The sequence below is a fragment of the Aeromonas sp. MR16 genome (assembly GCF_022549315.1).
Taxonomy (GTDB): Bacteria; Pseudomonadota; Gammaproteobacteria; order Enterobacterales; family Aeromonadaceae; genus Aeromonas; species Aeromonas aquatica.
In genome coordinates, this window is record NZ_JAKZFK010000005.1 from 156,797 (window position 1) to 171,045 (window position 14,249).

11 protein-coding genes are annotated in these 14,249 nt (G+C 61.1%); 8 read left to right on the forward strand and 3 right to left on the reverse strand.

From position 1 onward, the window contains the following. Positions 1–13: 13 nt before the first annotated feature. Together MM194_RS06505 and MM194_RS06510 are read right to left on the reverse strand one after the other, a co-directional pair. Positions 14–739, reverse strand: coding sequence for a fimbria/pilus periplasmic chaperone (locus MM194_RS06505; RefSeq protein WP_241343076.1), 726 nt, complete (start codon positions 737–739; stop codon positions 14–16). A 46-nt stretch (positions 740–785) separates the two neighbouring features. Continuing rightward, positions 786–1,328 (reverse strand): fimbrial protein, encoded by a 543-nt coding sequence (locus tag MM194_RS06510; RefSeq protein WP_033130997.1) that lies wholly within the window; start codon positions 1,326–1,328, stop codon positions 786–788. Between the two features lie 258 nt (positions 1,329–1,586). On the opposite strand from MM194_RS06510, the gene MM194_RS06515 reads away from it, so the two are divergent. Beyond that, positions 1,587–2,414 carry a M23 family metallopeptidase gene (locus tag MM194_RS06515; RefSeq protein WP_241343077.1) on the forward strand — a complete coding sequence of 276 codons (828 nt, stop codon included), beginning with the start codon at positions 1,587–1,589 and terminating at the stop codon, positions 2,412–2,414. Positions 2,415–2,502: 88 nt separating this feature from the next. Here MM194_RS06515 and MM194_RS06520 read toward each other — a convergent pair whose 3' ends face one another. Then, positions 2,503–3,840 carry an MATE family efflux transporter gene (locus tag MM194_RS06520; protein ID WP_241343078.1) on the reverse strand — a complete coding sequence of 446 codons (1,338 nt, stop codon included), beginning with the start codon at positions 3,838–3,840 and terminating at the stop codon, positions 2,503–2,505. 155 nt (positions 3,841–3,995) lie between these two features. On the opposite strand from MM194_RS06520, the gene mscM reads away from it, so the two are divergent. The 7 genes from mscM (at position 3,996) to frdD (ending at position 14,059) form a co-directional block, all read left to right on the forward strand. Further along, positions 3,996–7,268 carry a miniconductance mechanosensitive channel MscM gene (gene mscM / locus MM194_RS06525; RefSeq protein ID WP_241343079.1) on the forward strand — a complete coding sequence of 1,091 codons (3,273 nt, stop codon included), beginning with the start codon at positions 3,996–3,998 and terminating at the stop codon, positions 7,266–7,268. Between the two features lie 267 nt (positions 7,269–7,535). Beyond that, positions 7,536–8,213 (forward strand): glycerophosphodiester phosphodiesterase, encoded by a 678-nt coding sequence (locus MM194_RS06530; protein ID WP_241343080.1) that lies wholly within the window; start codon positions 7,536–7,538, stop codon positions 8,211–8,213. A 158-nt stretch (positions 8,214–8,371) separates the two neighbouring features. Continuing rightward, entirely contained in the window at positions 8,372–10,249 is a 1,878-nt protein-coding gene (locus MM194_RS06535; protein WP_241343081.1) for a methyl-accepting chemotaxis protein, read from the forward strand. A gap of 515 nt (positions 10,250–10,764) precedes the next feature. Further along, positions 10,765–12,549, forward strand: coding sequence for a fumarate reductase (quinol) flavoprotein subunit (gene frdA / locus MM194_RS06540; protein WP_033130992.1), 1,785 nt, complete (start codon positions 10,765–10,767; stop codon positions 12,547–12,549). Then, entirely contained in the window at positions 12,542–13,276 is a 735-nt protein-coding gene (locus tag MM194_RS06545) for a succinate dehydrogenase/fumarate reductase iron-sulfur subunit (RefSeq protein WP_033130991.1), read from the forward strand. The genes frdA and MM194_RS06545 overlap by 8 nt, the downstream gene beginning before the upstream one ends. 16 nt (positions 13,277–13,292) lie before the next feature. Further along, a complete protein-coding gene (locus MM194_RS06550) occupies positions 13,293–13,691 on the forward strand; it encodes a fumarate reductase (protein WP_033130990.1) in 399 nt (132 codons plus the stop codon). A gap of 11 nt (positions 13,692–13,702) precedes the next feature. After that, positions 13,703–14,059: a fumarate reductase subunit FrdD gene (gene frdD, locus MM194_RS06555; protein WP_033130989.1), complete on the forward strand. Its 357-nt coding sequence runs from the start codon at positions 13,703–13,705 to the stop codon at positions 14,057–14,059. Positions 14,060–14,249 lie beyond the last annotated feature (190 nt).

Sequence of the window (14,249 nt, forward strand, 5' to 3'; positions counted from 1 at the left end):
CCACACCAAGGGTTCAGTTGAAGACGAATTGGCCCACCTCGCGGGCGCCATAGTCATTGAGCCAATAGAAGGTCACCGCCTTGGCATGCACGGTGCCAGAGAGACGATCGACCGGGAAATCGAAACTGCCCCCCGGGGCTACCATGCCACCGCTGAGGTTGTTGTAGCGCGTCGTCTGGGTCGTTTGCAGTTCCAGATTGCTGATGCTGACGTGGTAGAGGCTCGGGTTGCTGGCTCGCAGCGCATAACCCGCCCCTTGCCTGACGAGACTCCAGCTCAGGTGATGGGCGGAGTGCTCCATGTCGCCTGCCAACCCTTCGGGTCGGTAAAACAGCTTGATCCTGGAGCGAAAGGCGAGCTGAACCAGATTCTGGCCCGCTTGGGTGGACTTGGCGCTCGGCGGCACCTCCAGCACATTCAGCCAGAATACCGACTCGCGATCCTGGGGCAGCCCCTGCCCGACATAGGCGAGGCGAAGCGACTGCCCACGCTGCGCCTCGATGCGGGTGATGGGGGGAGTGATAAGGAAGGGAACCGCTTCGGCACCCGGGCGGATACGGCGATCACCGGAATCGATCCACACCTGTACCAGCGAGGGCGTATTGCCCTTGTTGATCAGCTCCAGCGTGACTTCTCTGGCACTGGCAGGATAGATAACCCTGGTGCCGGAAATCTGGACATAACTCCAGGCCTGCCACGGAAACAAGAGAGCCAAGCACCAGAGCAGACGACCCAACACAATTCCCTTTCCTTTCCAACTACCGAGCCGCCTCATGGGACGGCTCTCAGTGATAATCCAGCGAATAGATAAGATCCGCCGAGACCAGACCGGCACCGACGGCTCCCGTGGCGACATACTGGGCGCTGTAGTAGAGGGTGGCCGTCCCGGTGCCGCTGAAATTGACCAGGGAGTTGTTGGTGTTGGTGCGAAGGTCGATGGGACTGCTGTTGGCCGAGAGGATCTGTACCTCCACATTCTGGGCCGGATTTTTGCCACCCGCGGCCACGGCCTTGTTGGTCAGGTTGCCCGTGGCCTGGGCCACCCCGACATTCTCGAAGTAGGCCCGTACCGATCCCGTTACTGGGCAGCCGGTCAGCGCCAGATTGAAACCCGTCGCCCCCGCGGTCTGGCCTATGCTGGTCAACGCATTGGTGCTGACGGTGGGCAGGGTCACGGTGGCCGATGCGGTGCCGCCATTGACGGCGATGGCACAGGTGCCGGCAGTCACTTCCCCATTGATGGTAATGGTGCCGTTGAAGGCGGCAACGGGGACCGATACCAGCCCGCCCATGGCGAGTGCGAGCATTAAGAGAGCGTTCGTCTTCATCACAACCTCCATTTACCCTGGGTGCCGCCAGCGACCGCCATTTTCCCTGCCAGCGCTTATATCCCTTCTGTCACAATGGGTTTCATTCAACAACCAACATTTAGTGACACATTAGTAAATAGCACAGAGTTGTTAAGCTTGCTCAGTGCCGGGCAACATCTTTGGCCGGCGTCCTTGTCCAAGGTGACGGACAGCCCGGCAGGAATGTGGCATCATTTTCCCCTTTATCTCATCCCCTTGTTATTCGATGGAGTCGTAATGCGTCGACTGTTCTTTCTCGTCCTGCTGCTGGGTAGCACTCATCTCTATGCCGAGCCCGGTTTCATCAGTCGGCTGCTCAATCACCCCGTCCCGGGTGGCGTCGCCGTAGTAGCACTGGGGGACGGGCCAGAGGCGCCCAGCGCACGTTATCAAGACAAGCCGGTGCTGGTCGTGCGTGAGGAGGGTCGTCGCTGGATAGCCATCGTCGGCATCCCGCTCAAGAGTGCGGCTGGCCCCCATCAGCTGGTGTTGAACGATGGCCGCCGCCTCAGCTTCCAGGTCGGGGAGAAGCACTACCGCGAGCAACACATCAAGTTGAAGAACGGCCGCCAGGTCAACCCGCTGGCCGAAGACATGACACGCATCAACCGCGAGCTGGCGGAACAGACCCAGGCCTATCAGACCTTCAGCCCCACCCAGCCCAGCAACCTGCTGTTCGACAAACCGGTCAACGGCCCGCTCTCCAGCCCCTTCGGCCTGCGCCGCTTCTTCAATGGCGAGGAACGCAACCCCCACTCCGGCCTCGACTTCGCGGTCGGTGCCGGCACCCCGATCAAGGCGCCGGCCGCAGGCAAGGTGATCCTGATCGGCAACTACTTCTTCAATGGCAATACGGTGTTCGTCGATCACGGTCAGGGGCTGATCAGCATGTTCTGCCACATGTCGAAGGTCGACGTGAAACTGGGTCAGAGCCTGCCCCGTGGCGGCATCGTCGGCCGGGTCGGCGCCACCGGCCGCGCCACCGGCCCCCACATGCACTGGAACGTCAGCCTCAACGATGCTCGCGTCGATCCCGCCATCTTTATCGGGGCCTTCAAGCCCTGAGCTGGCTCACGTCATAAAAAAGAAGAGGCAGCCTGGGCTGCCTCTTCTTTTTTCACATCCGTCACCCAGGGGCCGGTGGCAATCATATTCAGCTCGCGCCGGCATGCAGCCCCACCTCCTTGCGCATGGCCCGCCACATCACCAATACCAGCACAGTGCTGCAGATCGGCAGCGCCAGCCAGACCCCGGCCACCCCCCACAGGGAAGAGAAACCCCACAGGAAGCCGCCGATCAGTACCAGCTTGCCGCCGGTGAGCAAAGAGGCGATACGAGCCCGGTTGATGGCCTGGAAGTAGGTCGCCCCCACCAGCAGCAGGCCCTCCATCGGCAGGCCCCAGAAGTAGAGCCAGATGCCGAGAGTCGCCACCGGCAGCAGAGCCGCGTTGTCCCCTGCAAACAGATAAACCACTGCCTCTGGCCACAGATAGAGCGGGATCATGCCGCACAGTGCCACCACCATAGTCACTCCTAACGCCAGATTGCGTACCCGCAGCACCCGCTGCCAGTTGCCCGCCCCGGCGTTGAAGCTGGCGATGGGCTGGATACCCATGGCGATCCCCTCGAAGATGAGGTAGAAGAAGGCCTCGCTGTAGCTGATCACCCCGTAGGCGGCCACGTGCAACGAGGTCCCCACCGACAGCAGCGCCTTGTTGTGCAGCGCCAGCACCACCGACAGGTAGAGGTACATCAGGAAGCTCGACACCCCGAGTCGCAGCGTCTCCCCCATCAGCCGCCAGTCCGGCACCAGGGTATCCCAGCGAATGCGCAACTGGCTGCGCGGGGTGAAGAAGTGCCACAGGCAGAGACCCCCGGTCACCGCCTGGGAGAGCATGGTGGCGATGGCGGCCCCCGCCAGCCCCCAGGGGATCACCGCCATCAGCAGGTAGTCGAGCAGCACGTTGAGCACGCCGCCGCCCACCAGGATCCAGGTGGTGAGGCCGGGTCGTCCGTCGTTGCGCAGCAGGGCGGTGAACGCCATGGAGAGCACGGCGAAGGTCCCGAGCCAGGCATACCACTGCAGATAGGCGAGTCCTGCGTCGAAGATCTCCCCCTCGGCCCCCATCCAGGCCAGCATTGAATCGCCGTAATTAATGCCGATAAAGGCGAGCACGGCCGAGGCGATGAGCACCATCACCAGCGCGTTGCCGACGATGTGACGCGCCTTCCCCTGCTCCCCCTTGCCGAGGTAGAAGGAGGCCAGCGACGAGGAGCCCATGCCGATCAGCGCTCCCACCGCATAGAGCACGGCGCAGATGGGGTAGGCCAGCATCATGCCGGCCAGGCCATCCTGACCCAGGATATGGCCGACGAAGATACCGTCTATGGTCACATAGACCCCGGTGACCAGCATGGCCGCCACCGTCGGGGTGACATAACGCAGGAAGAGGCGAGAGAGGGGCGCAGTGCCCAAATCGAGGGAGGACATAAGATACTCTGCAACAGGAGAAACGAGCGGGATAATAGCCAAACAAGGCCCTGATCACCCGTCATTTATGTTGTGAATCATTAACCTGGAAGGCTTTACCCGCCCTGGCCCCTGCTTTAGGCTAAGGCGACTTTTCATGAACGGAAACGTGCGCCATGTTGCAACGCCTGCTCTGTCTGCTGATCTTCGTCAGCCTCTTCCCCTCTCTCGCTCAGGCCGATGACGCCATCACTCAAGTTGAAGAGCTGCTGCAGAGCGTGCCCAAAACCGACATTCCGGAGAACCAGCAACTGCGGGAGAGCTACCAGCAGGCGCTGCAATACGCCCGGGATGCCCAGCGCTACCGGGAGCAGGGCAAGGTCTACCAGCAGATCCTCATCGACTACCCCAAGGAGTCGGCCCGCCTCAAGGAGAGCCTGCACAACTATCAGCCCCAGTCCCGCCCGCCCCTCTCCTCCCTCAAGGAGGAGGCACTGCGCCAGGCCATCAGCCTGAGCAGCAACCGCCAGATCAACCTGCGCAAGGAGCGCCAGGCGGTGATGGATGGCCTCAATCAGCTGGAGAGCACGGGCCAGGAGTATCACCTGCGGGTCGACGAGCTGCGCAAGCAGCTGCTGCAGACCCGCGCCCAGCTCGATCGCCTGAGTTTCAGCAACGAGTCGGATCGCCTGCAGGAGGCCCATCAACTGGCCACCCGCCTCAAGGAGCAGAGCCTGTCTGACCGGATCCAGATGCTGGAGCTGGAGCAGCTCTCCGCCCAGCAGCGCAACGATCTCGGCAAGCTGAAGCTGCAGGAGCTCAACCTCGCCATCACCGATGAGGACGAGTGGCAGAACAGCCTGCTGACGCAACAGAACCTGCTGCGGCGGGAGAAGACGGAGCAGGCGCTGGCGGAAAGCGAGCGGCTGCGCCGGCAGCTCACCTCGGATCTGCCCCTGCTGCAGGAGCAGCAACAGCAGAATCAGGCGCTCTCCCTGCAACTCGGCGCCCTGGAGGAGCAGATCGAACGGGTGCAGGACGAACAGCGGGACATCGACAAGTCCCTGTCCGGGCTCAACGATCTGGTCAACTCGGTGCGCGAGCAGCTGGAATGGCTGCAGATCAGCAACGCCTATGGCGAGAACCTGCGCAGCAAGCTGGCCGATCTGCCCAACTACTTCCCGCTGGAGAAGCTGGAGTCCGCCATCGTCAAGGCGCGCATGGCGAAGTACCAGTACGAGACAGAGCAGGATGCCCTCAAGGATCCCGACCAGATCCGCAACAACCTGCTCAGCGGCGATGACATCACCCTGGATCGCGCCCAGCAGGCGGTGCTCGACAACCTGCTCAAGGCCAGACGGCAACTGCTGACCCGGCTCAACGACGCCTCCGACACCCTGATCCAGGAGCAGACCCGGCTCAAGCTGCTCTACAGCCGCCAGAACAGCAAGATCGACGAGATCCGTGACATCAGCGCCAGCCACCTGTTCTGGATGCCGGATGTGCGCCCGCTCACCCCGACCGTGCTGCTCGGGGTGCCCACCGCGCTGAGCCTGCTGATCGATCCCGCCAACTGGTTGCAACTGCCCAGGGCCATCGTGGAAAACAACCCCATGAACCTCACCCTGGCCGGGCTCGGCCTGCTGGTGCTGGCCTGGTGCTGGGCCAAGCTGGGGCGCCACCTGGTGCAGTACAGCCAGTACATAGCCCCGCGCATCGGCAAGGTGACCCAGGACAAGTTCAGCCTCACCAGCCGGCTGCTGGTGCGCTCCCTGCTCGCCGCCCTGCCGCTGCCCGCCATGGTGCTGATGATGCGCGGCCTGCTGGACGGCGCCTGGCAATATCCGTTCGCGGTGGCAGTGGCCCGGGGCCTTGGCGAGATCTGGTTTCTGCTGCTGGCGCTGCTGGTCGCCCGCCATCTGACCCTGGAGAAGGGGATCCTGATCCTGCATTTTCGCTGGCCGAAAGAGCCGGTGCAGCGGGTGTGGGGCCAGTTCCGCACCCTGCTGCTGGTGCTGATCCCGAGCTTCTTCGTGCAGGGCATGGCCAACAGCTATCAGGAGCACGCCTTCTACGACTCCCTCGGCCGGCTGGCCTTCATCGTCGGGGCGCTCTGGCTGCTGCTGTTCTTCGCCCGCCTCAACCGGGAGAAGCTGCCGCTGACCTGGGGTCAGGCCGACATGACCAAGCCCCATTTGCTGCACCACTTCATCTGGAACAGCCTGATGCTGGCTCCCCTGCTGGCGGTGCTGGGCTCCCTGTTCGGCTACTTCTATACCTCCCGCACCCTGCTGCGCCAGCTGGAGCTGAGCCTGCTACTGGGGCTCGGCTGCCTGCTTGTCTATTACTTGGCCCATCGCTGGATGCTGATCCAGCGCCGCCGCCTCGCCTTCGATCGCGCCAAGAGCAAGCGGGCCGAGATCCTGGCCCAGCGGGAACGGGACGAGGACGATCTCAGCTCAGAGATCCCGGACGTGGTGGAGGAGCCCGAGCTGGATCTGGACACCATCAGCGCCCAGTCGCTGGGGCTGGTGCGCACCCTGCTGATGCTGGGCTTCACCATGCTGGTGGTGGTGCAATGGTCGGATCTCAACTCGGCCTTCAGCTTCCTCAGCAGCATCGAGGTGTGGCAGGTGAGCAGCAAGGTGGCCGGCATAGAGCAGCTCTCCGCCATTACCCTGCAGGATCTGATGCTGACCGCCTTCGCCTTCATCCTGACCGTGGTCACCGCCCGCAGCCTGCCGGGGCTGATGGAGCTCACCCTGCTCCAGCATCTGAGCCTCTCCCCCGGTACCGGCTTCGCGCTGACCACCGTCAGCAAATATATGGTGATCCTGATAGGCGCCCTCACCGGCTTCTCCATGCTCGGCATCGACTGGTCCAAGACCCAGTGGCTGGTGGCGGCGCTGTCGGTGGGCCTCGGCTTCGGCCTGCAGGAGATCTTCGCGAACTTCGTCTCCGGCCTCATCATCCTGTTCGAGAAGCCGATCCGGCTCGGCGACACCGTCACCATCCGCGATCTGACCGGCACAGTCACCAAGATCAAGACCCGCGCCACCACCATAGTCGACTGGGACAGGAAGGAGATCATCGTCCCCAACAAGGCCTTCATCACCGAGCAGTTCATCAACTGGTCCCTGTCCGATGCCATCACCCGGGTCAAGCTGCGCATCCGCATCGGCCTGACTCAGGAACCCAAGCGAGTGCAGCAGTTGCTGGAGCAGTGTGTGCAGGAGTCCAGCCTGGTGCTGGATACCCCGACTCCCGAGGTATTCCTGGTCGAGTTCACCGACTCGGCGCTCATCTACGAGATCCGCCTCTACGTGAACAACATGGATCACCGCATGCCGATCACCCATGAGGTCCACTCGTTGATCCTGGAGAAGCTGCATCGACTGGGCATGCATCTGCCGCACCAGCAGATCGATATCAGGATGAGCCGCGGATGAGCGGGATCACCCCATGTCCATCGTGCACCCATGAAGTCCATTCGTTGATCCTGGAGAAGCTGCACAACATAGGCATGCATCTGCCGCACCAGCAGATCGATATCAGGATGAGCCGGGGATGAGCTGGATCACAGCATGCCGATCACCCATGAGGTCCACTCGTTGATCCTGGAGAAGCTGCATCGACTGGGCATGCATCTGCCGCACCAGCAGATCGATATCAGAATGAGCCGGGGCTAGCCCCGGTAGATGAGAGAGGAACACAGCATGCAGATAATTGCCCATCGCGGCGCCAGCGGGCTGGCGCCGGAAAACACCCTCAAGGCGATGGCGCTGGCCATCGAACTCGGGGTAAGCGCCATCGAGCTCGACGTGCAGCAAGCAGACGGCGAGCTCTGGGTATTCCACGATCGGCGGCTGGAGCGCTGCACCGATGGCCACGGCGTGCTCGCCCAGCAATCTCGCGCCTATCTAGCAAGACTGGATGCGGGCGAAGGGGAACATATTCCGACCCTGTGGCAGGTGATGACCCTGATTGCGGGGCGCTGCGAGCTGCACATCGAGCTCAAGGGAGCCCATACCGCCGAGCCGGTGGCGGCCCTGACCCGGCGGGCAGAGCGCGAGCTCGGTTTCACCCCGGCCCAGTGGGTTGTCTCTTCGTTCCATCATCCCGAGCTGGCACGCTTCGCCCGGTTACGGCCCGAGCTGCGCCTTGGCGCCCTGACCGCCAACCTGCCGTTGCAACATGCCCGCTTTGCCGAGCAGCTGGGGGCCTGGTCACTCAACTGCGATGTGGACTTCGTCGATGCCGGGCTGGTGGCGGATGCCCACCGGCGAGGGTTGAGAGTCTTGGTCTATACGGTCGATGAGCCGAGTGACAGAGACACACTCGCAGCCATGGGTGTCGATGGTATCTTTACCAACCGGCCAGATCGATTCAGCTGAGTATTGACGCGCCTTGGCGGACTATAAGAAGGTGAAAAAAACGGAAAAATAAGTGCGCATCGGGATACATAAAGTGCAATTCAAGCCGATACAACATTGGCTCATAACAATAACAGACCACACCCAGATCTCAGATTGACGCTCACAAGGATGTACACATGAATCTATCCATCAAGAACAAGCTGGTCCTCGCCATCGGGGCCATCATCCTGGTCATCACCGGCCTGCAGGTCTGGTACAACACCTCCCAGCTGCGCAGCGAAACCCAGCGGCTGATCTGGAGCTTCATCGACGACAGCTCGGCCTCCAACGTGAAGGGGATCTCCCGCTGGCTGGACGCCCGCATCAGCATGGTGAGCTCCACCAAGGAGGCCTTCGCCAAGGAGGATGAGCCCATCAGCCACCTGGCCCAGTCCATGAACGCGGGCAACTTCGATCTGGTCTACGTGGGCACCCAGGATGGCCGGATGATCCAGAGCAAGCAGACCAGCCTGCCGGCCGGCTATGATCCGCGCCAGCGTCCCTGGTACAAGGACGCCATGGCGGCGGGCAAGCTCGCCATCACGGCCCCCTACGCCGATGCCGCGTCGGGCAACCTCATCATCACCATCGCCGAGCCCTTCAGCCGTGGCAACACCCAGGGGGTGATCGCCGGTGACGTCTCCATCGAGGGGCTGGTGCGCGACGTGCTGGCCATGAACTCCGAGGGCACCTACGCCATCCTGGTGGACAGCAACGGCACCATCATAGCCCACCCGGACAAGGCGCTGACCCTCAAGCCCGCCACCGCCCTCTCCCCCGAGCTGACGGCGGCCAAGGTCAACGAACTGGCCCATGACAACACCATCTCCGAGATGGAGATCAGCGGCAAGGCCAGCGTGTTCGATCTCACCGAGATCCCCAACACCAACTGGTACTTCGGCATAGTGGTGGACGAGGCGGTTGCCTATCAGTCGGTGTCCCGCATGGTCAGCTCCGCCCTGCTGCAGGCGCTGCTCACCATTCTCATCGTCGCGGGCTTCTCCTACGTCGCCATCAACAGCTCCCTGGCACCGCTGAAGACCCTCGGCGAGGCGATTGCCGATCTCTCCCGCGGCAACGGCGACCTGACCCGCCGCATCAAGATCGAGCGGGAAGACGAGGTGGGCACGGTCGCCAGACACGTCAACACCTTCATCGAGCGGATCCACGTGATGGTACAGGACATCTCCAACTCCTCCGGGCAGCTGAACCAGCAGGCCAGGTCGTCCCACGACATGGCGGAGAAGTCCAACCAGGGTCTGGCGCGCCAGCAGAACGAGATCTCCCAGATCGCCACAGCGGTGCACGAGATGTCCGCCACCGCGGTGGAGGTGGCCAGCAACGCCGAGCAGACCGCGGATGCGGCCCGCAGCTCCTCCAGCAGCTGTGAGCACGGCAAGCAGGTGATCGCCCGCAACCAGCGCTCCATCACGGATCTCGCCACCCAGGTCAAGCAGGCCTCCGGCATCATCCAGGAGCTGGAGAAGAACGCCCAGGAGATCAACACCATCCTCTCCACCATCCAGGGCATCGCCGAGCAGACCAACCTGCTGGCGCTGAACGCCGCCATCGAGGCCGCCCGGGCCGGTGAACAGGGCCGCGGCTTCGCGGTGGTGGCCGACGAGGTGCGGGTGCTGTCCCAACGCACCCACAGCTCCACCGTCGAGATCCGCAGCATGATCGAAACCCTGCAACGCAACACCCAGGGCGCCGTCAGCACCATGCACGAGGGCCAACTGCTGGCCCAGAACAGCGTGGAAGATGCGAACGATGCCACTCAGGCGTTGGAGCAGATCACCACCTCCATCAATCAGATCTCCGACATGGCGACCCAGATCTCCAGCGCCGCCGAGGAGCAGCGGGCGGTGACCGACGAGGTCAGCCGCAACATCCAGGCGGTCAAGGACGTCTCCGACGAGCTGGCGGTGGATGCCGACAGCTCTCGCAATCTGTCGGCTCAACTCAAAAATATTTCAGGTGAGCTGAACAATCAGGTGGGCATGTTCCGCATCTGAGATCATTCAAGCCAAGGGGCCATCCAGGCCCCTTTTTTTCGTAAAAACCCTTTTGTTTCAGTAGTTATTACCAGATGACCACCCCGGTCATTTTTGTGACACCCCTCTCCATTCAGGTCACATACAGCCTATTCGTGCCTCAACTCCACTATATTCGCATTACTTTTTTGAAGTCTTTTTACGTGCAAAAGGCATGAGAATAATTATTATTAAATATTTTTGATAAAAAACTTAAAAACTTTATGGGTAATACCTAAAAAGAGAGGCATTTCTCATTTTTTTGAAAGAAAACTACATATAATCTTGGGGTTAAAATAACCATAGCAATGTTAATGGCTGATCCGGATGACTGATGGATGGCGATAATGACGGCGTTTTTATCCAAGGAATGGGGTGGTTACAGTAAAAACCACCATTGCCACGCACTAAAACAAACCAGTTTGACTTGCATCAAGCCTGAATTTTTTTAATCGAGCAAAATCGTGCCCAGCAAATCTATCCCTAAGGAGGCAGATGTGGATATTATCAAGACCGATGTCGCCATCATCGGTGCCGGTGGTGGTGGCCTGCGTGCCGCTATCGCCATAGCAGAGGCCCACCCTGAGCTGGAGATCGCCCTGATCTCCAAGGTTTACCCGATGCGCAGCCACACAGTGGCCGCAGAAGGTGGCGCCGCCGGCGTCGTCCGTGATGATGACTCCCTCGAAAACCACTTCAACGACACCGTGTCCGGTGGCGACTGGTTGTGCGAGCAAGACGTGGTGGACTACTTCGTCAACAACGCCACCAAGGAGATGGTCCAGCTCGAGCACTGGGGTTGCCCCTGGAGCCGCAAGCCGGATGGCAAGGCCAACGTACGCGCCTTCGGCGGGATGAAGATCCCCCGCACCTGGTTCGCGGCCGACAAGTCCGGTTTCCACATCCTGCACACCCTGTTCCAGACCTCCATCAAGTACCCGAGCATCAAGCGCTTCGACGAGCACTTCTGCATGGACTTGATCGTGGAAGATGGCCGCGTACAAGGCGTCCTGACCTTCGACATCCAGAACGGCATCACCCGCTTCATCCAGGCCAAGTCCGTCATTCTGGCCACCGGTGGCGCCGGTCGCGTGTATCGCTACAACACCAACGGTGGCATCGTCACCGGTGACGGCATGGCGCTGGCCTACCGCCACGGTGTGCCCCTGCGTGACATGGAATTCGTCCAGTATCACCCGACCGGCCTGCCGGGCACCGGCATCCTGATGACCGAAGGTTGTCGTGGTGAGGGTGGCATCCTGCTCAACAAGGATGGCTACCGCTACCTGCAAGACTATGGCTTGGGCCCGGAAACCCCGGTCGGCCAGCCGAAGAACAAACACATGGAGCTGGGTCCCCGCGACCGCCTCTCCCAGGCATTCTGGCAAGAGCAGCAGAAAGGCCGCGTGATCCAGGGCCCCATGGGCGACGTGGTTCACCTCGACCTGCGCCATCTGGGCGAGAAGTACCTCAAGGAGCGTCTGCCCTTCATCTGCGAGCTGGCCAAGGCCTACGTGGGTGTGGATCCGGTCAAGGAGCCGATCCCGGTCCGTCCGACCGCCCACTACACCATGGGGGGCATCGAGACCAACGGCCAGTGCGCCACTCGCATGCCGGGTCTGTATGCCCTCGGCGAGTGTGCCTCCGTCGGTCTGCACGGCGCGAACCGTCTGGGCTCCAACTCCCTGTCCGAGATCGTGGTCTTTGGCAAGGTGGCCGGTGAACACGCCGGTGAATTCGCCAAGACCCAGGCCCACGGCGACACCGCCGCCCTGGCCGCCAAGGCCGAGGCCTTGATCAAGCAGCACCTCTCCTTGCTCGACATCGACGGCACCGAAAACCCGGCCGATATCCGCAATGAGTTGGGCATGTCCATGGAAGCCGGGGTCGGTATCTACCGTACCGAAGAGCTGATGCAGGGCACCATCGACAAGATCAACGAGCTGAAAGCCCGTTACAAGAAGGTCAAGATCAACGACAAGTCCTCCGTCTTCAACACCGATCTGCTGTACGCCATCGAACTGGGCTACATGCTGGACGTGGCCGAAGCCATGGCGCACTCCGCCATCAACCGCAAAGAGTCTCGTGGTTCCCACCAGCGTCTGGACGGTTACGAGGATCGCGACGACGTGAACTTCCTCAAGCACACCCTCTCCTTCTACAACCAGGAAGGCGTCCCGACCATCGATTACTCCGATGTGAAGATCACTAAATCCCAACCGGCAAAACGTGTGTACGGTTCCGAGGGTGAGAAACAAGACGAGGCTAAGAAGAATGGCTGAGATGATCGAAATTGAGATCCTGCGCTACCGACCGGAGCAGGACAACGAGCCCTGGATGCAGACCTTCCAGGTTCCTTACCTGAAAGAGATGTCCCTGCTGGACGCGCTGCAGTACATCAAGGATCAGCTGGACTCCACCCTGAGCTTCCGCTGGTCCTGCCGGATGGCGATCTGCGGTTCCTGCGGCATGATGGTCAACGGCATTCCCAAGCTGGGCTGCAAGACCTTCCTGCGGGACTACCTGCCGGGCAAGATGAAGATCGAGCCGCTCAACAACTTCCCGATCGAGCGCGATCTGGTGGTCGACATGTCCGACTTCATCGAGAAGCTGGAGAGCATCAAGCCCTACATCATCCCGTCTGAGCCGCGCAACCTGTGCGATGGCGAGTACATCCAGACCCCGGCTGACATGGCGAAGTATCACCAGTTCTCCATGTGCATCAACTGTGGTCTGTGCTACGCCGCCTGCCCGCAGTACGGCATCAACAAGAAGTTCACCGGTCCTGCGGCCCTGGCACTGGCCTATCGCTACAACGCCGACAACCGCGATGGCGCGTCCAAAGAGCGGATGAAGATCCTCAGCCAGGACGAAGGCGTCTGGGGCTGTACCTTCGTGGGCTACTGTTCCGACGTCTGTCCCAAGGGCGTGGATCCGGCCGCCGCCATCCAGCTTGGCAAGGTCGAGAGCGCCAAGGACTACATGATCGCCATGTTCAAGCCGGATTGAGACCAGGAGTGAGACCATGAACAACACCAATAGCAAACGTAAGCCCTACGTGCGCGAAATGAAGAAAGACTGGTGGCTGAAGAACGCCTTCTACACCGGTTACATGATCCGCGAAGGCACCAGTATCTTCGTCTCCATCTACGCCGTGGTGCTGATGTGGGGGCTGATGCGCCTGGTCCAGGGTCAGGAAGCGTTCAACGGCTGGCTGGAATCCCTGCAGAGTCCAATCGCCATCCTGTTCCACGTCATCGCGCTGGCAGCCTGCCTGTTCCACGCCAAGACCTGGTTCGCCCTGGCGCCCAAGGCCATGCGCATCTTCCGCGGTGAAGACCTAGTGCCGGAGAAGCCGATTGTCATCGCCCAATACGTGGCACTGGCGGTGGTATCCCTGCTGATCCTGATCATCGTGGCTTGAGGAGATAAATGATGAGACGTTCTGACGAACCCATTTACTGGGGACTCTTTGGTGCCGGTGGCATGGTGGTCGCCATGCTGCTGCCGGTGATTGTCCTCATTACCGGTCTGCTGGTGCCCATGGGCATCATGGACGTGGAGACCATGAGCTTTGAGCGCGTACACGCCTTCGCCAGCTCCTGGTGGGGTGCCTGCATCCTGCTGGTGATCATCGCCCTGCCGATCTGGCACGGCATGCACCGTATCTACCACGGCCTGCATGACCTTGGGATCCACACCACCAAGCTGCACCACTATGTGTTCTATGGCTTCGCCTTCCTGGTATCTGCCATCACGGTCGGCCTGCTGATGGTGCTGGTTCTCCAGTAACAAGCAGCTAGCAGTTCGACACGCCAAACCGGGCGCCTCTCACCAAGGCGCCCGGTTTTTATTGGCGCTGTCCCAATTACGTGTTGAAAGGCTAACCTTGAAATAGGTCATCCCCCTGAGGGCCACCATCATGGATACCCAAGCCTTTCAACATCTACTGTCTCTCTTCCCACTGCTCACCTTGCGCCAG

Coding starts and splice junctions, on each gene's coding strand:
- MM194_RS06510 (WP_033130997.1), bottom strand. CDS start 1,328: ATGAAGACGAACGCTCTCTTAATGCTCGCACTCGCCATGGGCGGGCTG.
- MM194_RS06515 (WP_241343077.1), top strand. CDS start 1,587: ATGCGTCGACTGTTCTTTCTCGTCCTGCTGCTGGGTAGCACTCATCTC.
- MM194_RS06520 (WP_241343078.1), bottom strand. CDS start 3,840: ATGTCCTCCCTCGATTTGGGCACTGCGCCCCTCTCTCGCCTCTTCCTG.
- mscM (WP_241343079.1), top strand. CDS start 3,996: ATGTTGCAACGCCTGCTCTGTCTGCTGATCTTCGTCAGCCTCTTCCCC.
- MM194_RS06530 (WP_241343080.1), top strand. CDS start 7,536: ATGCAGATAATTGCCCATCGCGGCGCCAGCGGGCTGGCGCCGGAAAAC.
- MM194_RS06535 (WP_241343081.1), top strand. CDS start 8,372: ATGAATCTATCCATCAAGAACAAGCTGGTCCTCGCCATCGGGGCCATC.
- MM194_RS06545 (WP_033130991.1), top strand. CDS start 12,542: ATGGCTGAGATGATCGAAATTGAGATCCTGCGCTACCGACCGGAGCAG.
- MM194_RS06550 (WP_033130990.1), top strand. CDS start 13,293: ATGAACAACACCAATAGCAAACGTAAGCCCTACGTGCGCGAAATGAAG.
- frdD (WP_033130989.1), top strand. CDS start 13,703: ATGAGACGTTCTGACGAACCCATTTACTGGGGACTCTTTGGTGCCGGT.